The sequence below is a fragment of the Haloarcula laminariae genome (genome assembly GCF_025457605.1).
GTDB classification, from domain to species: Archaea; Halobacteriota; Halobacteria; order Halobacteriales; family Haloarculaceae; genus Haloarcula; species Haloarcula laminariae.
Genome location: NZ_JAMZFY010000002.1, coordinates 875,023 through 895,718 on the forward strand (window position 1 = coordinate 875,023; position 20,696 = coordinate 895,718).

The 20,696-nt window shown below is 47.2% G+C and carries 27 protein-coding genes; 10 read left to right on the forward strand and 17 right to left on the reverse strand.

What is annotated here, in order from left to right; genetic code table 11:
* Positions 1-3 precede the first annotated feature (3 nt).
* From secY to NJQ98_RS16195, 5 genes are all read left to right on the forward strand, one after another.
* A complete protein-coding gene (gene secY, locus NJQ98_RS16175; RefSeq protein ID WP_262180552.1) occupies positions 4-1,479 on the forward strand; it encodes a preprotein translocase subunit SecY in 1,476 nt (491 codons plus the stop codon).
* Positions 1,480-1,557: 78 nt separating this feature from the next.
* Entirely contained in the window at positions 1,558-2,154 is a 597-nt protein-coding gene (locus NJQ98_RS16180) for a hypothetical protein (RefSeq protein WP_262180553.1), read from the forward strand.
* Positions 2,151-3,281 (forward strand): tyrosine-type recombinase/integrase, encoded by a 1,131-nt coding sequence (locus NJQ98_RS16185; RefSeq protein ID WP_262180555.1) that lies wholly within the window; start codon positions 2,151-2,153, stop codon positions 3,279-3,281. Before NJQ98_RS16180 ends, NJQ98_RS16185 begins: the two co-directional genes overlap by 4 nt.
* Positions 3,282-3,321: 40 nt before the next feature.
* The gene (locus NJQ98_RS16190) at positions 3,322-3,654 is read left to right on the forward strand and encodes a hypothetical protein (protein ID WP_262180556.1); all 333 of its coding nucleotides are present in this window, start codon (positions 3,322-3,324) and stop codon (positions 3,652-3,654) included.
* Positions 3,638-3,886, forward strand: a complete 249-nt coding sequence (locus tag NJQ98_RS16195; RefSeq protein ID WP_262180558.1) for a DUF433 domain-containing protein — start codon at positions 3,638-3,640, stop codon at positions 3,884-3,886. Before NJQ98_RS16190 ends, NJQ98_RS16195 begins: the two co-directional genes overlap by 17 nt.
* Before the next feature lie 610 nt (positions 3,887-4,496).
* On the opposite strand, the gene NJQ98_RS16200 is transcribed toward NJQ98_RS16195, so the two are convergent.
* The 3 genes from NJQ98_RS16200 to NJQ98_RS16210 all read right to left on the reverse strand — a co-directional run bounded on the left by NJQ98_RS16200 (position 4,497) and on the right by NJQ98_RS16210 (position 8,850).
* A complete protein-coding gene (locus NJQ98_RS16200; RefSeq protein WP_262180560.1) occupies positions 4,497-4,910 on the reverse strand; it encodes a hypothetical protein in 414 nt (137 codons plus the stop codon).
* A gap of 30 nt (positions 4,911-4,940) precedes the next feature.
* Positions 4,941-5,534: a hypothetical protein gene (locus NJQ98_RS16205; protein ID WP_262180561.1), complete on the reverse strand. Its 594-nt coding sequence runs from the start codon at positions 5,532-5,534 to the stop codon at positions 4,941-4,943.
* Positions 5,535-6,318: 784 nt separating this feature from the next.
* Complete coding sequence (locus tag NJQ98_RS16210; protein ID WP_262180563.1) at positions 6,319-8,850, reverse strand: hypothetical protein; 2,532 nt, start codon at positions 8,848-8,850, stop codon at positions 6,319-6,321.
* Positions 8,851-9,475: 625 nt separating this feature from the next.
* Here NJQ98_RS16210 and NJQ98_RS16215 point away from each other — a divergent pair.
* Positions 9,476-9,985 carry a hypothetical protein gene (locus NJQ98_RS16215; RefSeq protein WP_262180564.1) on the forward strand — a complete coding sequence of 170 codons (510 nt, stop codon included), beginning with the start codon at positions 9,476-9,478 and terminating at the stop codon, positions 9,983-9,985.
* 112 nt (positions 9,986-10,097) lie between these two features.
* Here NJQ98_RS16215 and NJQ98_RS16220 read toward each other — a convergent pair whose 3' ends face one another.
* Both NJQ98_RS16220 and NJQ98_RS16225 read right to left on the reverse strand, forming a co-directional pair.
* Positions 10,098-10,295, reverse strand: a complete 198-nt coding sequence (locus NJQ98_RS16220; RefSeq protein WP_262180566.1) for a hypothetical protein — start codon at positions 10,293-10,295, stop codon at positions 10,098-10,100.
* Positions 10,296-10,366: 71 nt separating this feature from the next.
* On the reverse strand, positions 10,367-10,633 hold the full coding sequence (locus NJQ98_RS16225; protein ID WP_262180567.1) for a hypothetical protein: 267 nt from the start codon (positions 10,631-10,633) through the stop codon (positions 10,367-10,369).
* 287 nt (positions 10,634-10,920) lie between these two features.
* Between NJQ98_RS16225 and NJQ98_RS16230 the strand changes: the two genes are divergently transcribed.
* Both NJQ98_RS16230 and NJQ98_RS16235 read left to right on the forward strand, forming a co-directional pair.
* On the forward strand, positions 10,921-11,160 hold the full coding sequence (locus tag NJQ98_RS16230) for a hypothetical protein (RefSeq protein WP_262180569.1): 240 nt from the start codon (positions 10,921-10,923) through the stop codon (positions 11,158-11,160).
* Positions 11,161-11,313: 153 nt separating this feature from the next.
* Positions 11,314-11,829 (forward strand): hypothetical protein, encoded by a 516-nt coding sequence (locus tag NJQ98_RS16235; protein ID WP_262180570.1) that lies wholly within the window; start codon positions 11,314-11,316, stop codon positions 11,827-11,829.
* A gap of 372 nt (positions 11,830-12,201) precedes the next feature.
* Here the strand turns inward: NJQ98_RS16235 and NJQ98_RS16240 are convergent, their stop codons facing one another.
* On the reverse strand, positions 12,202-12,486 hold the full coding sequence (locus NJQ98_RS16240) for a hypothetical protein (RefSeq protein WP_262180572.1): 285 nt from the start codon (positions 12,484-12,486) through the stop codon (positions 12,202-12,204).
* A 251-nt stretch (positions 12,487-12,737) separates the two neighbouring features.
* On the opposite strand from NJQ98_RS16240, the gene NJQ98_RS16245 reads away from it, so the two are divergent.
* The gene (locus NJQ98_RS16245; protein ID WP_262180574.1) at positions 12,738-12,980 is read left to right on the forward strand and encodes a DUF433 domain-containing protein; all 243 of its coding nucleotides are present in this window, start codon (positions 12,738-12,740) and stop codon (positions 12,978-12,980) included.
* 255 nt (positions 12,981-13,235) lie between these two features.
* On the opposite strand, the gene NJQ98_RS19095 is transcribed toward NJQ98_RS16245, so the two are convergent.
* From NJQ98_RS19095 to NJQ98_RS16255, 3 genes are all read right to left on the reverse strand, one after another.
* Complete coding sequence (locus NJQ98_RS19095) at positions 13,236-13,829, reverse strand: site-specific integrase (protein ID WP_348533581.1); 594 nt, start codon at positions 13,827-13,829, stop codon at positions 13,236-13,238.
* Between the two features lie 313 nt (positions 13,830-14,142).
* Complete coding sequence (locus NJQ98_RS16250; protein ID WP_262180575.1) at positions 14,143-14,454, reverse strand: hypothetical protein; 312 nt, start codon at positions 14,452-14,454, stop codon at positions 14,143-14,145.
* 2 nt (positions 14,455-14,456) lie between these two features.
* Positions 14,457-14,672: a hypothetical protein gene (locus NJQ98_RS16255; RefSeq protein ID WP_262180577.1), complete on the reverse strand. Its 216-nt coding sequence runs from the start codon at positions 14,670-14,672 to the stop codon at positions 14,457-14,459.
* A gap of 79 nt (positions 14,673-14,751) precedes the next feature.
* Here NJQ98_RS16255 and NJQ98_RS16260 point away from each other — a divergent pair, with 79 nt between their 5' ends.
* Positions 14,752-15,225: a hypothetical protein gene (locus NJQ98_RS16260; protein ID WP_262180578.1), complete on the forward strand. Its 474-nt coding sequence runs from the start codon at positions 14,752-14,754 to the stop codon at positions 15,223-15,225.
* A 186-nt stretch (positions 15,226-15,411) separates the two neighbouring features.
* Here NJQ98_RS16260 and NJQ98_RS16265 read toward each other — a convergent pair whose 3' ends face one another.
* From NJQ98_RS16265 to NJQ98_RS16300, 8 genes are all read right to left on the reverse strand, one after another.
* Positions 15,412-15,990, reverse strand: coding sequence for a hypothetical protein (locus tag NJQ98_RS16265; protein ID WP_262180580.1), 579 nt, complete (start codon positions 15,988-15,990; stop codon positions 15,412-15,414).
* Between the two features lie 31 nt (positions 15,991-16,021).
* Positions 16,022-16,507, reverse strand: coding sequence for a Cdc6/Cdc18 family protein (locus NJQ98_RS16270; RefSeq protein WP_262180582.1), 486 nt, complete (start codon positions 16,505-16,507; stop codon positions 16,022-16,024).
* Between the two features lie 135 nt (positions 16,508-16,642).
* Complete coding sequence (locus NJQ98_RS16275) at positions 16,643-16,906, reverse strand: hypothetical protein (protein WP_262180583.1); 264 nt, start codon at positions 16,904-16,906, stop codon at positions 16,643-16,645.
* A 141-nt stretch (positions 16,907-17,047) separates the two neighbouring features.
* Complete coding sequence (locus NJQ98_RS16280; protein ID WP_262180585.1) at positions 17,048-17,314, reverse strand: hypothetical protein; 267 nt, start codon at positions 17,312-17,314, stop codon at positions 17,048-17,050.
* A 141-nt stretch (positions 17,315-17,455) separates the two neighbouring features.
* Positions 17,456-17,674, reverse strand: a complete 219-nt coding sequence (locus NJQ98_RS16285; RefSeq protein WP_262180586.1) for a hypothetical protein — start codon at positions 17,672-17,674, stop codon at positions 17,456-17,458.
* An 89-nt stretch (positions 17,675-17,763) separates the two neighbouring features.
* The gene (locus NJQ98_RS16290; RefSeq protein WP_262180588.1) at positions 17,764-18,315 is read right to left on the reverse strand and encodes a TATA-box-binding protein; all 552 of its coding nucleotides are present in this window, start codon (positions 18,313-18,315) and stop codon (positions 17,764-17,766) included.
* Positions 18,316-18,446: 131 nt separating this feature from the next.
* Positions 18,447-19,427, reverse strand: coding sequence for a hypothetical protein (locus NJQ98_RS16295; RefSeq protein ID WP_262180591.1), 981 nt, complete (start codon positions 19,425-19,427; stop codon positions 18,447-18,449).
* Positions 19,428-19,482: 55 nt separating this feature from the next.
* The gene (locus NJQ98_RS16300; protein ID WP_262180593.1) at positions 19,483-20,640 is read right to left on the reverse strand and encodes a site-specific DNA-methyltransferase; all 1,158 of its coding nucleotides are present in this window, start codon (positions 20,638-20,640) and stop codon (positions 19,483-19,485) included.
* Between the last annotated feature and the right edge of the window lie 56 nt (positions 20,641-20,696).

Here is a 20,696-nt window from a genome sequence, read left to right on the forward strand (position 1 = left end):
ACAATGAGTTGGAAGGACACCGCCGAACCACTGCTCGTGCGGATGCCGGCAGTCCGCCGTCCGGAAGGACACGTCCCGTTCAAGCGCAAACTCGCGTGGACGGGGGGCGTGTTGGTACTGTATTTCTTCCTGACGAACGTGAAGCTGTTCGGCCTCGACATCGACGCGAGCCAGCAGGTCTTCGGCCGATTCGGGTCGATTCTGGCCTCCGGCCAGGGGAGTATCATGCAGCTGGGTATCGGGCCCATCGTCACCGCGTCCATCGTGTTGCAGCTACTCGGTGGAGCGAACCTGCTCGGGTTGAACACGCAGGACGACCCGCGGGACCAGATCCTCTACCAGGGGCTCCAGAAGCTGCTGGTGCTCGTGATGATCTGCCTGACCGGCATCCCGATGGTGTTTGCGGCGAACTTCCTGCCGCCGGACGCGGCCGTGGCCCAGTCGCTGGGCATCGGTACGACCGGCGTGCAGGCGCTCATCTTCGCCCAGATGTTCGTCGGCGGTGTCCTCATCCTGTTCATGGACGAGGTCATCTCGAAGTGGGGCGTCGGCTCCGGTATCGGCCTGTTCATCGTCGCCGGCGTGAGCCAGCGACTGCTGGGCGGACTGCTGTCGACCCCCTTCATCGGGAACCAGAACGGGATCGTCTACACGTGGTATCTCTACATCACTGGCCAGCAGGCTACGGGGTCGCTGTTTACCGCGTCTGGTATCCAGACCCTGTTCCTCTCGCCCGGTGGCGGCCGACTGCTCGCGTTGATTACGACGGTGCTCATCTTCTCCATCGTCGTCTACGCGGAGTCGGTCCGCGTCGAGATACCCCTCTCGAACGCGCGGGTCAAGGGCGCGCGCGGTCGCTTCCCCGTGAAGCTCATCTACGCGAGCGTCCTGCCGATGATCCTCGTCCGCGCGCTCCAGGCCAACATCCAGTTCCTGGGGCGTATCCTCGACCAGCAGCTCGCGAACCTGCCGGGCTGGATCGGGACCTACAACAACGCCGGGCAGCCGGTGAGTGGCGTGTTCTACTACCTGGCACCCATCCAGTCGCCCGGCGACTGGATGTGGTTCCTCGACGCGACGACCCAGCCGGTCTGGCAGATACTCGTCCGCATCGGCGTGGACCTCACCTTCATGCTGATCGGCGGGGCTATCTTCGCCGTCTTCTGGGTCGAGACCACCGATATGGGCCCCGAGGCGACGGCGAAACAGATCCACAACTCCGGGATGCAGATTCCCGGCTTCCGGCAGAACGTCGGCGTCATCGAGAAGGTGCTCGAACGCTACATCCCGCAGGTCACCGTCATCGGCGGTGCCCTCGTCGGACTGCTGGCTGTCATGGCCAACATGATGGGTACTATCGGCAACGTCTCCGGGACGGGGCTGTTGCTTACGGTCTCTATCACGTACAAGCTGTACGAGGAGATCGCCGAGGAGCAGCTCATGGAGATGCACCCGATGATGCGCCAGATGTTCGGCTGAGCTTACTACGATTCAGTAAGACTGACAATTTTGCCGCTTTACTTTTTCTCTAGTAACTCCCGCCGATAGTTGTACGTAATGTCTGATTCTGATGAGTCACTCCCATCGCCTCACACATCACTAAAAATCGATAGAGAAGAGAAGAAAGAGTGGATGGAGGCAGTTGACGATGGAGATTACGACACCCTAAGTGACTTAATCAAAACTTCTGTTCGTCACGAATTAGACGATAATTTCGGGTTCGTTGAGAACCATACAGAGCAAAGCAACACCCAAGAAGTCGACGTAGACCTCTCTGGAATCGAAGATAGACTCGATGTTTTAGCTCAACAGATATCTCGTGTTGAATCAGACCTGGGGCGTGTCTCTGACGGTGATGACGAAGATATCATAGACCCCAACTCTGATGAATTTTATCGAATTCAGGGAGAAGTTGAAAACGCGCTACCGTTGGTCGAAAGTGAAGAGCAAATGAAAGACTTGGAATTGGCTATGGAGCTTCCTATCTCCGAGAGAGCACGTGTTACAGGGTATGTCAGTGATATCGCTGCTGCCTTGGATGAACCTGAGGATGCCGTCAGACAAGCGTGCATGAACCTCAAAGAACAGAAGACTCGTGTGCAGGTGATAGTGGATGATAGTGGTAAGCGTCGATTCTTCGAGGTGGAGCGATGAGCGACAAAAACGCACCTCCTGAGTCCACCACTACTATTCCAGAAGCCCACGAGCTCAATGAGAATCACGAGAGCTTGTTCACGGATTTTTTCGAGGCTAGAAGTTACGAAGACACGTCTGTTGGAACGCGAGAAAGCGATATACGAGCATATCTCGACTGGTGTGAAAGGAATGATGTAGAAGCTGATGATGCAGATGATAGTGATATCCACCAATACATCACATCGATAAAAGACGAGAAAGCAGGGCAGACTGTCATCAGTCGAGTCAACAGTGTCTCTATCTTTTACGTGGTCTTGGGGAACGTCGGAGAAGTTGATATCGAGAACCCGTGTGCCTCAATCAACTTACGAGAAGACTACGAGATTAAATCTAACCAGACCAAGCAACTCCAGGTCATCGTAGATAAAACTCGTAGCACAGACGACCCAGGAGCAAAATTAGCACTCAAACCAGAGCAGTTCGAGAAAATATTCGACCACGCTCCGAACCCCAAAATTCGAAACGAATTGATGATGAGACTCGCGTTTGAATGTGGTTTGAGGCCTATAGAAATCAGCCGTCTCAAGGTCAGAGACGTAGATAGAGAGAATCAACATCTTACGGTTGACAGTGCGAAAATCAAGGACCAAGAGGATGAGTTGTACTTCAGGGACCAGTGGTGGACTTCCGACCGAACAGATTATCTGATGTATCGATGGTTGGCTGAGAAACGGCCAGACCTACCGACTGCAAGTGACCCTGATGACCCTCTGAACCTCGATTATGAGGACGATGATAGCAACGATGAATATCTGGATGAACAGTTGTTCCTAACTTCGCACAATGATGAACTCCGACCGTCTTATTTCGGTCGGCTCATACGTGAGACTGCCTGTAAGGACGAAGTTGGTTTGAATGAAGTCTTGTACATAGATGGTAACGGAAAGAAGCGATGGTTGGTATCTGGGCACTCTGCTCGTATTAGCTACATCACGTATATGGCTAATCACTCACCTGTGAAAATCCCAGTATTAGCCTCTCTCTGCGGACATAAGAAGGTTGAGACGACGTATAGCTATGTCTATACTGATGATGACACGCTAGAGCTGAACCAGAAAGAGTACGCTCCACTCTCTGACGATTGAGACCAGTAGTTTCTAGTTCTGACTGACCGAATTTTCAGACATGAACAACGAAGAGCATCTGCGCCACCAAATCCGACAGTTGCGCGAGGCCATAGTCTCGATAGAAAACAAGAACAACGGGAGGACTGGCATGCGCCCATCTGAGCTGTGGACTATGATTGCATCAGGTAATGACCCGCTTCACCCGCGATTAGAACGGATGCTTCAGGGACACGTGAGCGTTCAGTCGCTGAAGACAGGACTGGCACGTCTTGAAAATGACCTGGACGACCTTCAACAGAATTCTCTATCACACAGTCCGAAATACACATTTGAGGAGACTGACGAGAGCGACGAGACCGAAGGATTTGGTCAATATGAAAGAACTGACTGACGATACCAGTCCACGGCTTCGGGGGACTGGAATCACTGTTCTCGATATTTACAGAGCGTATGCGAGAGACGGATACGAGCCGCCAGAGATAGCCCACGCATACGGTCTCGGATTAGACGATGTGCACTACGCGCTGGCACATTACTATTCTCACGCTCCTGATTTGCGCGATTTAGATTACGAAGAGTACACTGTTGACGAAGCACTTTCTGAATCTGGAAGAGAGCGCTGAAAACGACGAGTGGGGTGGTGAAAGAAGGCTTGACAGAGATAGAATCCTATCTGGTCTGTTGTTCCTGTGTCCATATACATAATCCCCGCTAGCTGATGACGCTAAGGGAATAGCGTCAAATCAGTAGAATTGGTATCTGACTCGACCATCTGAACCTATCCTCTTGACGCAAATATCTGCATCTAAGCTACTCTGGAGATACGTCTCTGTAGTTGATAATCCGCCTGAAATAATGTCATTCCACTGTTGCCGCAACAAGGGCTCGTCGATTCTGTGAGTGACGAGATTGAAACGCTCACCAAAGGCTAATTGTCTATTTAAATTGCCCTCAGTCGTGTCCACGATATCCCTATATCCCTCATACATCACCGACCACCCGTACTTTCCTGTATATCGAATTTTTCGTCTTTGTTTACTCTGTGTGATGCGACTGAAACTGTAGCGGTATGGGACTCGCTTCGCCTATCTTGTACGTTCATAGTTTCTATCGTGTATTTTGTCAGTTTGAAGTATCACCTCCGCCGCAGTGGGCCCCGTGGCCCGAAGACCGTCAATGGGAATCGAACCTATTTGAAGCACCAGTATAGTTGTGTTCTCACTGAATCTAATCTCAAATGAACTTCTCAGCAGCCACCCAATCGAACACAGTCTCCCATTTCGCTTCGCTATGCTCAATCGCAGTACCTGTGTCGATAGGCCAGTTTTTCAATCGGTCCTCCAAACACTTCTGAGCGGCTTCATCAATATCTTCAATATCTACAATATTTGTGAATCGCTCGTGGTAACAGTCTTCGACAATAATTGCATCCTCTCCTTCTTTATCTAATATGACTTTTATAAACGCTCGTGTATCTTCTTCAAATCTGTCTTCAGGTGGTTTTCCAATTTTAACTGTCTCTATTTCATCAGAATCTCGGTTCTGAATTATCTCTCGGACAAAACTATCTGTTAGCTGTGCACCGCCAGAGTGGGGACTTGTTAAACCCATAGGACCGTCGAGAGAGTCGAACTCCCGTATCGCCATCGCTCACGGTCGTTGTGTTCGGAAATCTGCTCAGATGAATTCAACAGTAGCCGCAAATTCACCTCGTTCAGTGCCGTTTATCGACGGAACGCAAACTGAGAATTCTTCTGTACCCTCATCGACATATGCAGGAAAATAGTCATCGTTACCCCATGATATCGTCTTTTTACCTGTCATTGATGTCGTGTAATCACTGTGTAGTTCATCAGGTGCTCCTTCCTCACACCAGATTTCTATTTGCTCCGCTGTTGTCTCTAAGATTTTATTTGCCGTCACATCAATATCCTCAGCCAGTTCTTCGGCATCGACACGATGATGGTCTAAGTCATCAGCATCGATATTTCGGGCGTTAACAAATCGTAATTCACCACCAACGTCAGTCACGTGGTAGCGCAATCGTCCAGGTCGTGTCGCCTGTGTATCTCCTGCGCTAAGATGTGCAAACCGCCCGTCATCCATCTTCACGATGGTATATCTGCCATTAGCAGGACCAGTACCACTTGTAGCTGCTAATAACTCCCACGAGTCTGGAATCTGGTCATCAAAGTAGTCGCCTTCTTCGATTTCAGCAGTGTCTATCTGTGTATCCTGTGCGTCGTCATCAGCGTTTTTTGTTGCGTTCATCGTATCTAAATAGAGGGGTGCAAGTTATAAAAGTTTAATCCTGTTTGAAATAGCTAGAATTTCTGGACAATCGGGCGTGTGTATAATTTGATTGGGCTCCAATCTTCAGGAAAGTGCACTAAATTGCTTTGTCAGCACGAAGCTATTAGATACGGATGTCTGAATCTGTAGTACGCAAGAAATGATTCTATGAGTCAATATCTATGGTCTGCTAATTCGTGCATCTTGTCGATTTTCTCACTGGGGAAGATGAAATCGGCTAATTTCGCTTCTCCGTTGAAATCTGATGGGCTATGTAGCCACAGCTCGTCTTTGTGATAGGCCGCGACTAATGTTCCCTGCATCCATACTTCTCTATACGGTTCTTCTGAGTCTGATTTAATTCGTCTCATGCATATCTAGAATATATCCAGAATCCTAACTGTGGTACGGTTCAACAAGAAGTCAGCCTGAATTACACCTGTGTTACGTCAAAATCACACCAAAATAACACCCCTGTAACCACCAGAAGGCGCTAGGAATACTACACATGCTACACCAAATCTGGGGGTGTGTAGGTGCATGAAGACAAATTTAGAGAGATGTCCATAATATACACCCCCCTAAATTAAGTGTAGTAAGTGTAGTACTTCTACCCCCGTCTTTCGATTATAGGGGTGTAAATCTGGTGTAGTACTACTACACTTACTACACCTGGGAGTTGAATCAGATAGATGTCACTCAGGAACGAGCGTTCAATTCTAAAATAGTACTGCGAGAAAGTGAATCAGTCAGAAGGTAGAATCTATCGTTCAAAAGCTTTGTAGTCGAATCCATCTACCTGCTCTGCTGCTTTTTCGGTTGATATTGCTACGCAACGGTTGAGGTCGTTGTGAACCTTGGAAGTGTCCTCGACATAGCTATCAGAGTCCTTCTCAGCTTCCTTGAGTCGGTCTCTGTAGTCTCTGTGGTTGTCGAATACGTCTGCACTGATATCGTGCTCACGGATGTACTTACGGACAGCGTGATGCACCTGGTCGAGCTTGATACAGAGCTGTTCATCTGGCTTGCCTGCGTTCACGATAGCGTAGTGAGTTTTCGCTTCAGCGTCGTTCACACGTGCTGCAGACGAGATGAATGAAACGAATTCATCAAGATGACTCTCTCTGTTCTCCAAGCCACTGTTTCCAGCGATATAATGCAGACTTCGGTCTATATCTTCATTTTCGATATCTGGCTCAGCTCCGACTGAATCTGCGAAGTGCTGGTAGATAGCGAGGCCAAATTTGACCATCGCAAGAGCAACGATTTCGAGATTCTCAAGGTCTTCTACACCTGATTCAGACGCAATCTCATAGGCGTACTCTTTCGAATCTCTCCACACACTTCGGACCATCTCTTTGTCCAACCCAAGGATATAATTCCAGTATGCAGGGGCGTGCTCTGAGAGCTCGTGACCATCGTAATGCGTGATTTCACCGTTGTCTTCGATGGTTCCGCCAACCAACTCCATCCATTTCTCCTCAGTCTCTCCTTCTGTTGATGCCTTACGTAGCTTGATGGGTATCATACGACGGTTTTCAGCACCCCCGTGAATCACTTGTTCACCGCTCACGACAACAGGTGATTTGAAAATGAAACTATCTTCAGATTTGTCTGGATTACCTGAATTTGCTACGCCGCCTTTCGTGGCTGTTCTGATAAATTCGTGGAGCATATCTACCTTCCAATTCTTCATCTTAGATGGCTTGTATTCGTCAATCCACAGAGGGATGTTAGTCGTCGCTGCAAAGTGCTGCTCGTGACTAAATTTCGATGATGATGTTGTTGAGAACGGCTCTGGACTCATTCCTATCATCCTCGACAGAGTCTCTAGCGTACTGGTTTTACCACTCCCAGTTTCCCCGAATACTCCAAGGAACGGTATCTCATTATCCCAGTTGCGAATATATGGCGTCAGCATTGATGCGTACCACCAGCCGATGACAGGATAGAAACGCTCCGCATCTCGCACCTCAGGCAGTAATTCGAGGATTTGAGCGACCTCTTCTTCATCGTATTCTTCGACCTGTTCGAGCTGGAACTTCGACTCCATAGCGATGTTCTTCTTCACATATCTGTGACTCTGCTCGTCAGCCCCTAACACACCATCTTGCGTAATTATCTCGTCGTCGTGGAGACCGAGCTTAGTAGTCTTCTGGAGTTTATCTGCAGCTTGATGACCGACGATAAGACGTATATCACTGAGGTCATGAGATGACCCTGTGAACGTCGTTGTCCTCCCCGTGACAACGTGTTTCTTGAACTTCCGCTTCTCGTTGAACACAGTCCACGGGACTACTACATCATACGATTCTTCAGCATCTGATGAAGGATATACCCGTAGGTCCACGTGTTCATCCCCGTGTCCATCTATCACGAACGCGCGAGCATCAAGCGTGAATGTTGTTACATTCTTCCAGATGCGCTCGTCGTCTTCGGTAAACTCCCAGTGACCGTACTGGTCGTATGCTTCTTCGATATTCGTTTCAACACTATCAGGGATGCTTGTGATGAAAACCTCGTATCCTCGCCCCCGAGCAGCTTTGAATATTTCTTCCCACTCATCATCAGAAATTTCGTTATCTCCAACCCAGTCACCACAGCTTATAATTTCCTCTTGCATCCCAATCATGTGCATCGCGTTGCCTGTACACCCGTGATTCCAGCAACGCCACGTTTCATCAGCTCTAATTCCTGCTTCTTCATCTCTATCGTTTATCTGGAAGTTCTTCCCAGTAGAGCTCCCATGGATTGGATGAGATAATTTTTCTCCTACTGGATATCCTTCTACAACGTCAGATACAGCGATATCGATATCATCATATTCACCGTCGTGCTCATCTATTTCACTCGAATCTGACGAACTCGAACCTCCATCGTACCACTTGTTGTATAGACCTCTGACTGCGATTCCCTGTTGTCTTATCTCACCAGATGACTCTTCGATTTCATCGGCAGTGAAGGTAAAGTATTGACCATCTTGGTACATTTCGAAATGCTCCTCATCCACCGTGTCAACTGTGTCCTGAGGGATATCCATATCAGCAATAACAACCCCATGAAGCCCTGTACCGCTTGGACTGATTTCCCAATAGGTGTCTATCTCATCAATAAATTCCTGTGCCCAGTCGGATACCTCTCCAGTTTTCTTGTTTCGACAGTCATCAAGGTCTATACCCATGATAGCGTCGTTTGGTGAAAGACCTAATCCGACACCCTCCAATTCATCGACTTCTTCTGTTGCTTCCTGAGCTCTTTCGAGAGTATACCAGTTTTCAGGGTCTGTACCGTCCATTCGGTAGCCTTCAAAATGACGAGGCGCTTTGTCGTCTACGTTGCTGTAATTCAGCCACCGCTCTTCGTTCCTAAATTGCGATACTACACCGTTCGTACCACCGTCTCTGGTGGTGGGAGATGGTTGTTCCATCTGTGACATAAGATTGGTAGCTAATACCCTTTATATTCTTCCTCGATTTGTTGAGGAAATCTATAATATCGCTATAATTGTGTTATAACCGAACTACAAAGAACTTATAACCTTACAGATGTTAGTAACTAGTGGGAGATGGGTGTTCTGCAGTGCGGTCTTTTCACCCTTCTTGATAACTTCTGAGCGCCAGCTCTAAGCTCACCCAACAAGCCAGAAGAAAATCAATCCGAGCACCACGAACTGTATCACCAGGACTCCGTAGACCAGTAGAAATACTGCTGAGAAAAAGTACCCAACAAGCTTCAGAGCTGTCTTAGAGCTAAAAATCAGCGCGATAGGACCAAGCAGTATAACAGCTTGAACCAACCATCTGATGACCCAATGTTGCGTAGCAAACCAAGTCTCTAGAAACATACATATAAATCGCTAGTGAGGAACCTAGAAAGCTTGGATTTGAAATACTGATAAGATGATAGCCTTTAATAATTAGGTGCTAGTCATAACCATGCGACGACGTACTTTCGTCGGCACGCTGGGTGTTGGGGCAGTGACCGCAATTGCTGGCTGTGGTGGTACGGACGATACTGGGCCTAGTCCTACTCCGCCTGAAGAGAGTGATACGCCGTCTGGAGATACGCCATCTGGTGATACTCCGTCTGGTGAGAGTGACACTCCTGAAGGACAGACGACGGATACTCCAACTGAGGGGACTGGAGACGAGCAGGCGTCCTATGACTCGTATCCGTTCAGCATCCTGACGGACAATCAGGAGGACCTCATGACGGGCCTCCCTCATTTCGATGGGTTCGATGACCGACGTGGTGATGGGACTGTGACTGTCGAGCAGGGTCGAACTGGTGAGGGTGAGACGTACTCGTTCTTCTACCCGCCTGCTGTGTGGCTTGATGTGGGTCAGACGGTTGACTTCACTGTGGGCGATGATGAGAGCGGTGATTACAACGTCCAGCACAGACAGGTTCGTGTCTGGGGACCACGATGAGGGAGGCGAGTTCTCTCATACCTTCGAGACTGCAGGTGTGTACCTGTATGAGTGTGCCGCCAATCAGACTCTCGGAGGTTTCGGCATTATCGTAGTCAGTCGTCCAGAGTAGTCAAATTAAAATCAACGACGTATCTCCTGCTGAAACCCTTCTCTCTCCTCTGTAAATACCGCTCCTGATGGCTCTTGACCAGCGTTGGAGGTTTACCTGTTGTAACTCGAAAAGACGCTCAAATAGCGTTGAAACACGATTGTCGGCTCCCTGGTCATCGCGGTCTTTGGTGTCGGCCAGCTCCTGCTCGATGCCCATTATGCAACGCTCGTGTGTATTGTATACGTGTGAATCAGTTCATTTGAGTTCGGGGCCAGTATCTAAAGAACTCATCTTGATGACTCACCTGTGATTTGCTCCGTTATGGTTCCAACGTCGTAATCGTCTTTCTGTGGTGATTTTACTAAACCCAAATCCGATTTTTCAAGCAAATGAAGAAGTATTTCTTCTTTCAAGTCTCTCGAACTTATGTGACGATGCTCTCTCTGTATCAACTGCTCAATCGCAGTTTTAGCCGTACAGTCTCTGTCTTCCAGTATATCGCGTAATTTTTCTCTCGATTCTGTCGAAATCGTAATGGTTGATTTGTCAGACATTACGGTATTATAATATATCGTGTATCCTATCACTCCGTCGCTGATTCGATTGGATTTTATCGACTCTAAGGGTAGTGGTAGCGGTGCGTATAGTCCGTTCGTGTGGCAAGGATATGTTATCGACTGAATGGGGTCGGTACACAGGTGATTCTCAGCCATGACTGACTACGACCAATGTGCGTACTGTGGTAAATGTGATATCCTACGGTACACGCCTGAAATCGTGGATTATTGCCTAATATGTAATTACGCATTCGAGAAAATCAGATGGCGCAAGGGTGGTGAGAATGGGTGCTGACTTATCTGACTTCACCTCTGAAGAAACCCAGGTCTACTACGAACGAGAGTTCGAAGGCCACAGTATCACTGTGACCGACACTGAAGACGGTATCAAGACGGTTGTCTCGACGGAACACAGTTCCATTTCACTCGACGGCTCCGACGTTCTTGAGCTGGATTACAGTGTATCCAAGGCGTGTGATGTAGTGGTCGATAAGCAGCAGTCTCGATTGGATGGCTGGTCTTGAGACTGAATTCTCCTCTCTTCTTTTTCTCCTAGAAATTACCATCAGTTATAGCTAGCGAGATTACAGCAGTGAAACCTATACGCTGATGCGTATTGTCGGCAGCAGCCTGTTCCACGGATTAACCATATAACCATTGAATATCTTATATAAGATATGCAACAGAAAAATAATGCATATCAACGGTTGAGTAAACGCCAAGATTCGCTATTGATTAATTTGTTCGCTTTCGGGCGTCAGAAGCTTGCTGAGATAGATGAGACAGGAGAGTTTGAAGTTAGCAAGGATACGCTTCGGGCAGACCTCAATGAAATGGAAGGCATCGGTTTCGTTGAAATTTCTGAAGAGAGAGTCGGTGGCGAGGCCAATGACGCGTTCGTGTACGAGCTCACAGACCGAGGAACACAGCACGCGTACGCCATCCAAGTGAGTGATGATGACAAGTCCGTACAACGGCGTCTCGATGATTTAGAGCGTGAATTAGCGGAGATTCGGGCAGAGAGAAACCAACTTAGAGATGAACAAGAAGAATTGCTGGAGAACCAGAAGGTGCTAAAAAAAGACATCAGAAAGTTACGAGACTACTTCAAGCACCAACTTGACCAGATTACCTATGCTCTGGACAAACTGGGACACCCGATTGTACCGTACCTTGAAGAAGATGAGAACTGAGAACGGAACTTTCTAGTTACCTATCTTCGAAATTTCACCTATGACCGTCCTGGTGTCTGATGGTGTGTGCGCTAATACACGAGAGTGCCCAGATTGCTCACCTGGGAAACTTAATCTGAAGGACGCACACGGCAACAAGGTCCAGTGCGACTGCTGTGGCTCCGAGTTTGAGATTGACTCTCTCACGTATTTGAAACGCGCATGATGGAAAGAAGCGAAGTGGAAGACCTCGCTCGAAAGAGCGGAATGACGGCTGAGGAATACTGCTTAGCTCGAATTGACGAATGGGAATCGATGTTGGCTAACTACAGAGATGACTATCGTTCCCTTTCTGACCAGGAGTTCGAGGAGCTGGCTAATGGCGATTCGTGACTACTCTTTTCGACCTACTTCAACTGGAATATCGCTATCTTGGTGATAGTCCATAATCCGTTTTATCGCTCCCTCTAACGTATAGTGCTCGTATACTTTATCTTCGATTTCGAAGACCTCACCAACTTTATTACCGTATTCGACTGTCACCCAATAGCGACCATCTCCATATTCTGATAGTTTAATTGTCCGTCCGACTGGTTTCCCGTATTCTACGGCAACATCGTCTCGGCGGAACTTTAGCCCATCTTCATCAGGGTACTGCTCATCAGTTAGTATTGACATCACTACTAGTTCGGTTTGTAATAGTTTTAAAACTCCCGATTTGAATTTACAAACAAAACAATTTCTAGCTCTTAGTGAGCATATGTTTTATTCAGACATCTGAATTAGCGTCTCTCACATATCTGAATTAGAATAGAGAGATTGTGATGTCATCAAGGTGTGAGCCACTACCTCGCTCCTCTCAACAGGCGGTCCTAGACCACCCCGAACCCTACCTCAGACATTTGTATCTCTGACTTCATATATGAAACATGGACCAGAACCGCCATTTGGACCTAAACGGCAGTGAACCCATGATATATGGTATGCGTATCAGCGTCCTTGACGTATATTATGTAGATTCAGAATTAGAGCCTGAGGAAGCAGAAAAGACGTTATTTGACGATTGGGATTTGAACGAAGAGCAGGTTGATGCAGCTCTCGAATACTACCGAAATAACGAGGCCGAAATGAAGCATATACAAGCTCGGAAAACCGAAATCGCCAATTCATAATCAGCCATGGATACTGACAACATTACGGAGCATCCGCCAGATATAGATATCGACCAATATGTCCCCAATACGAATTTTCGGATTGAACGGATGTCTGAGTCCAGTATATGGGTTTGCGCATATACTGATGATGACGAGGCCGACCATCACTACGACATCAGCGTAACAGACGATGGAGGTCTAAAAATCACACACCGCCGAGAAGACTGAAATCGTCTGCCCACGGAATTGATTTTTGAAATCTACAATAAACCACTACAGCCAGTCTACTTTGCTAATCTCTCGACTCTGTTTCTCAGCAGTGAACTTCTGGAGATAGTGCTCTCGAAAGGTAATCCAATCGTCCCAAGACCCCCATTCCATCACCTGCAACGGAGAAACATCGTTATCAAGTAGACTGTTTGCCCACGTACGCCGACCGTCGTGAAGCCGAACATGCTGCCACCCTTCATCTCCGTTTTCTTCTTGCAGCTCGGCGGCTGCTTGCTTCAGATGCCGCGTACAGGTGCGCATCGATTGTTGGATTATAGTATCGTCAGGATTCACTTCACCTGTCTCCTGGACTGTGTTAATCCGAACAGCGACAGAATGGGGAATAGGTGTCTCTCGGTACTTCCCTCTCTTAGCCCCATCTTCCCAGACTCTCAGAATCCAGTCTCCAGTCTCTCTCTTCCGAACGTCTCTGAAACGCACGTGCTCGATTTCTTGTCTGCGTAGGCCACAGTACGAAGCTAATTGCCAACTGATACTGCTATGAGTATTTTCTATCTCTTCTGCCAAGTCTGACCGTTCAGTCGTAGTGAGAACAACTCGATATCCATCTTGATTGTCGTAGTTTTCTAATTGCATCGTAGTCCATAATACAATCTTTACAGACAAATAACTATTGGATTGTTGTCATTTTTGGCTATATGCGAGATTTGAATCGTCTCAGAAGACTCTGAACCCTACCTTCAACAAGATATAGTCCAACAATACAGGAAACTTAGACAACGCTAATCGGACAGATACGAGGCGACAGCATCCACCAAATTCCCAAGCGCCTCTTCTCTTGTCGTTCCACTGGAAGAAATGGGAGTGCCAAACCCTGAATAGTGCGAAGACCACTGCTCACTATCTGAATCGAATTCCAGCTCGACGTTCGAATTGATTCGGTCACTCATCACCAATCAACTCCATCAATCCCTTGCTCACTCACCTCTCTCGTGTGTTTGTAGATATCCTCAGAGACAGGCAGACCCTTGTTTTTAGCGACCTCGACGGCATGCTCCGCAGCTTCTTCTCTCCTCATATATCCATGGACATCAGGGCGACGATTAGCGTCATAAATGACCACATCGTGTGCTCTGTCCAGACCAGCGATATCAGCACCTGGAAGCCAAAAAATGATTATAAAGCCACTATCAGTCGGCTCTCCGATGGTCTCGATATCGCTCGTCTCAACGAAATCCGATATCTTAGCTACTCGTTTCATCGTTAGTTATCCTCGACGACCTCGTATTCTCCGTCTTCTCCGATGTTGTCCAATGGTACCAACAGCGTATCGGGGCTCAATTCAGATTTGACGATATACGCAAATCTCTCTCCTGAAGCCTCATCTCGCAAGATTTTGTCAACTATTCCCTCGACGTAGCTATGTTCATCATCCAGCCAATCGCTGTTGTATCTGAGTCTGTCTCCGACCTGTACCATGCAGGAACAACGAACGCCAACGGTCTAGGTTTTGTGGTCTCTCCGACAGAACTAATTGATGACAATCTAGTAAATGACCATGAGACGTAGACAGTATATCACAGCTATTTCTGCTGGTTCAGTGCTCAGTATATCTGGCTGTTCTGAAATATCTTCACTCACCGATTCTGAACCAGAAAATGAGATTAAGACTATAGAGCCAGAGGACTCATACTTCACGAAAATTGCACTCTACGAAAACGGAGATGCGGAAATCACGCTAACAGAAGACCACGGTGAATGGGCTCGTATTGCAATCACACACGCTAATAACGAGCTGACTTACGATTCCAGTGGACAGGACGAAGATGCATATGCTGTCTGGGATGCACCGCAGTTTGAAGGTCCAGTAACTGTCGATATGAAATCTGCAATCCAAGACAATGGTCCGTATCCGTCCCCGACATTTAAACTGAAACTCCGACCACCAGAAGGAGAGAATATCATCGATATCGGTGGTGGTCCATCGATTGCAACGGAATTTGAGGTCCCAAAGTCATACATGCCTGAATAAATCTATTGACAAACTAGCGTTGGATTCTTGATTCTACAGAAGGCATTTATATTATAAAACCATACAATATCAATATGCAACAAGGTTACTTGCCAGACTGGGCTTTCATAGCAGCAGTTCTAATCGTGTTGGGAGCTGCAGTGTTCTTCTTAGTTGGCTAAGATTGGTGCGAGATTCAGAAGTCTCTCAATCTAGTTCTTGTGGTCTATACTGTTTTCCCAATGAGAACCCATCAATGTTCTCTAACGCGTAATCCATAGTCTTCATCATATATGCAATGGACTTCATCAGTTCATCTTTGTCTGCAGTATCGATGACTAACATTATTTGAACGTCTTCTTGGTTGAGAACTTCCACATCCCCTATTTCTATGTTATATCCTAGCTCTGCAACTGGTTCAAACAGATTAGTGTCTCTCAGTCCTTCATCAAAAGTGAAGTTTGCTATGACTGAAACAGAAGATTCCCCCTCAAACCGACCGAGACCATACTTTTTGAACGCATAAAATATCCCAGAGGATTCAATAACACGGATATCATCGCATTCCATCTTCAACGGTCGTTCGAACCATTGTCGGCCAGATAGTCGGTCATTGAGGTACTGCTCTCTATCTGTTTTCGATTCAAGATTGCTGAGTCTATAGTATACTGCTCCAAGGCAGATACCCAAAGCCGTGAGCGTCACCGACGGGTTCTCTACTGATTTATCTACTATGGCAGTAGCATTTGTAGGCACTTGTAACAGCTCTGCGAACAGCGATATCATCTCAGAGGTCACAATTTAGGATATGAGAGAGCTAGTCGTGTATTCCGACACGGTTGAGTTCTTCTTGCCCATAGCCGTTCATACTGTACACATAGTGGTGGTTCGAGCCTTCTTTGATGCGCTCGCGTTCCACAAGACGGCGGTCGTACAGATTCGACAACGCCGCGTATACCGACTCTTCCTTGATTTGGTCGGACTTGTGGTTATAGATATCATTACTACTCGCAGGGGTCTTATCCGCTTCATCTAGCTCCTTGAGCCCTGTCAAGACGATATGGTGGTTCGTGTTCGCACGAATTTGCTTCAACTCTCTATCGTCCGTGGGGTCCGCAGACTTCTCATTTCCCTCGTCTTGTACCTCTTGCTCTTCGACTAATTCCACGGAAATACGTTTTACTGAGCCCTGTATTTCATAATTACTGAGAATGGTCTTTGCGGTCTCAAGTGCTCTATCTCCCTCGAACTCGAACGACTGCTTTGCAGTGGGCATGGCGACTAGTCTTTCCGCGAGATTCATACTTAGTCTTTGGGGGCCAACTCTACAAAATTTACAAAACTGGCGTATGAGGTAGCATATAGACAGAGCAAGAGGTATTAGGTGAAAAACTATTTAAATACCTTATCAATATATCGTGCTAGCATACCATATGATTCAGCGCCTTGTAGTCTCTGTCAGTATGATATCGTAGTCAACACTCCCGTCTTCATTAGCACCATTATATAACGGGCGGAATTCGATTTTATCGAATCCGTTGATATTATGCTCAGGGCTGAGTTCATCTGGTGCATGAGTTATTGAACAACCAATTAGGAAATCATCATCACCACTGACTTCGGAGATTTCCCAATCTGCAACGCCAGACTTGTCGTCTAATACCTGTTCAACGGCGTCTATCGCATCTTGTCGTGTAGGCACAAGTTAAACCTAAGTCGCCTTTACGTATAAACCGTCCTTCGGAACTAAATACGCGTACAGCTCGCCTGTCTCCGTATCTTCGAGTATCTTGTCTATAGTGCCCTCGATGACACCTTCAGAGTCTTAAGACACACTGCAAATCTAAATTTCTCTGGCAGTCAGCTTGTCCCCATTTGGGGTCTGAACACGGAACTCATCACCACTCCCTTGAATATCGTAGCCTCTCTTTTTTAATAATCGAACAGCCATCCCTTCGGTGCTAATCGAACCAAAATCACTTGTGTCAATTTCTTCTCTGCGATAGCTGGCTACCAATTTGAGGAGTTTTTGGTCGTCAGCATCCTGCAGCATCTCAAAATCGAGTTTGGTTTGACCGAATATCTCATCAGGAGATAGGTTATCATCCATAGGACAAATGTTTATGGAATAGTAATATATTTATCCATCGTTTCATTCGAGAACCGATAGAAAATCTCCGACAGCGAGAGTGAGAGTGAACTCAATGCCCATATCGTAATGTGTTCGTTCAGTTCCTCAGTGAGTATATCATCACCTATCCTCGACGACCTCGTATTCGCCCTCCATTCCGATATCGCTAATCGGTATCAGCTCTGTCTTAGGATTATTCGACACAGGAACTAAGTATGCGTATCTGATGCCCGTATTCTCGTCTCGCAGTATCTTATCGACTCTTCTAGGGGTTCGTTCAATTCCATCAGTAGTCCACTGAGATGAGTCTCGAACCTTGTCTCCGACTTGAATATCCATACTAAAACTATGGACGCCAGATGTCTAGTTGTTATGTTCTCACGGCTCATCAGATGTGTTCCATGTTCCGAAGAACCCGACTAACTGAGTCACGTCGATTCAATCACCTCCTGAAGCTTTTGATAGAGTGATTCAAATTCATCTTCAGCATTTTCGGGGTCTGTTACCCCTGAGAGTGTTACTTTTCCTGTCGCAAATATCTTAAAAAGCCCTTCATATTCGGGAGGACGGTAGTCCAGTGCAGGAAAAGACTCAGGCTCATACTCGATATTCTCTATCCCAAGGAAGGGTATTAACGCTTCAAGCCGTAATTTAGAACCGAAGTCACCTCGATAGACAAGATTTCTCAACTCGCATGTATTTTTGACCTCAATTTCTCTCTCAAGCATATTTGACACTTGTCTCACAAATTTTCTATGGGTAGCATACAACTCAACAATCGACTCTGCCCCCGCAATATTGTATTTCCCAGAAGAGAATACCATGATAGTTGCGCCGTCTTCCTCAAATTGAAGACATAATCCAGGGTATGATGCTGGCTCGTATTTTTTATTTTTAGCCTCGATATCAGCATAAAGAGAAGGAAGATTCAACTCAATACCGAGGTCGTCACCCCCAACAACACTCACTACTTCAGGCATTAATAGGGTTCAAGCGTCGAGACACTTTGCTGTTTCTTGGGGGACTCAAGATTCCAATCTTGAGAAAATCACCTTTGATAAGTTAGATATTCTCTCATCTGGAGGCCAGAACAAATCTTGACTCCCTTTGACTATTTAAATTGGTCAAAGCCTGACTGTGACTCACCACCATCAGAAGATGCTTGCGGCTCTTTTTCGCCTTCTAACGCTTCTTCGTCAATCACATCGTCGGATTCACTTACAGGGTCAGAAAGCACCCAATCTTCAGAGATTCGAGCGTCCAGCATGTCCAACGTGCAGACTTTCACATTTTCTGCTGATTCTTCGATGCGGGCATAGTCGTCCCACATGCTCCCAAGAAGAAGGCCAGGACCATCATTGACAAAAAGCACTTTCAAGTCCAAGTTGTGTTCTTGGCTGTACTCGGTGATTCTGGTCACAGTGTTGGCGTTGCCACCCGTTCGGTCATCTTCTTGTGCTCCACCTCTGTCGGAGTCATACCGTGCGAAACCTACCAGTTCGGGGTCGCCTGTTGGTCCGTAGAGTACAAAATCGGCAGGTGTCTTATGCTCGTAGCCTTCAAGTACGTCATTCAGTTCAATATCTCGTCCCGCTCCTCGGGGTCCTTTCAGCTCGTAGTCGTCGCTGAAATTCTCTTCGAACCACTTGAATACTTGCTCTTCTACCCAATATCCTTTGAACCCCCTATCGGAGTGCTGGTCTAGTAAAGCAGCAAGGGTACCGTCGGGCTGTGGACGACTATTCCAGTTATCACGCACATCTTCTATATCACGGAATTTGTGTCCGAAGTCATCGATAACCATTGACTCGTTCTTTTTCTTCTTCATCATCTCTACGCTGGTGTCTGGAGAGATATATCGGCGGAAGATACGGAGGAGTTGAGTGCGTTGCTTCTCCGTCGTAGTCCATTCATTGTTTATGATACGAAGAACGTCGGCGGAGGAGTCAGCTCGCTCTATGAGTTTACCGAACTGTTCCATATCCTCCTTGTACTTCTCTTTCGCAGGTATGAGATAGTCGGGGTAGTAATCGGCTTCAACGAAGGTAATCCAGTCTTGGCCTTCGTCTTTGTAGTCACCGAAAGTTGGCATTATAACCTAGGCATAGTTCATGCCTTCATAAACCCTCGGGGAGTATCGCTAGAAATTACTGCATTTCGTAGACTTCGAACGGTGAGTGTCCGCTACCCTCTTTCATTCGCTCCTGAGTAACCTCAAACGCCTCATCTCCCTTGTCCATTCCCAACCAGTTCCGATTGAGTTTATCTGCTGCTGCGAGCGTCGTTCCACTTCCCATAAACGCATCCATCACCAAGTCACCCTCGTTCGAAGAAGCCTCTACAATCCGTTCAAGCAGGTCAATATTCTTCTCGGTGGGGTATCCCGTGATAGCCTGTTGTTGGTTGTAGTAATCGCGTTTATCGAGCCACATATCGGTCACAGGAACACCATCCCGCTGGTCGTAGTAGACTTTCTTTCTCGGGTTGCCGCTGTCCGAGAATACAATCAGTCCCTCCTCAGCCATCTCCTCCAGTTTCTCGGGCGGGTACGTCCAGTGTTTACCCTCAGGTGGTTCCATTTCACGCCACGGTTCGCCTGTTTCACCGTCTCTTTCCCCAGGGGCGTGGATTGGAACTTTCATATATTTCCTTCCTGTCTCCTCTTCTTCATACCGATATTCCTTCATGGCTCGTTCCTTCTCCTCCTTGGTCGGCGGTCGAGACGGTCGCTCCCAGGTCTTTTTATCGCTGTTTTTAGCGTAGAAGAAGATGAAGTCCTGAACATTCCCGTATCGCTTCTTCGTGGCATTCTTTGAGTGGCACTTTTTACGTGAGATGGTATTCTCGTAGTTCTCCCGCCCGAACACATCGTCAAGAATAATTTTGACGTGAGCCATCATCTCCTCACCAATATGTACATAGATGGACCCGTCTTCAGCAAGCAACTCGTGGATAAGCACTAAACGCTCCCGAAGGTATTCGAGATACTCAGCGTCCTCAAAACTATCTCTATAAGTCGGATTGGTTCGGCCACCACCACGGGATTCAAAAGCGTGGTCAGCGGCGTATGGTGGGTCAATATAACAGAGTGTGACCTCGCCAGCCATATCCTGCTCTTTAATGAGATAATTCATTACATCAAGATTGTCACCGTGGTAGAGTTGGTTCGGTCGGTCACGCTCCCCCGAAGAGTACTCGTCAAGTCCAATAGTGCCAGAAATGTCAGCAACTAGTTCGACATCAGGCGGCTCTTCATTCAGCAGCTCTTGCTTCAGTGTTTCAACAGAATCTGGCCGAGCTAACATCCTTGTCCTCCGTTTCTTCGTAATACCCTAAGTACCCTGTGTTCTGAGATATTTGA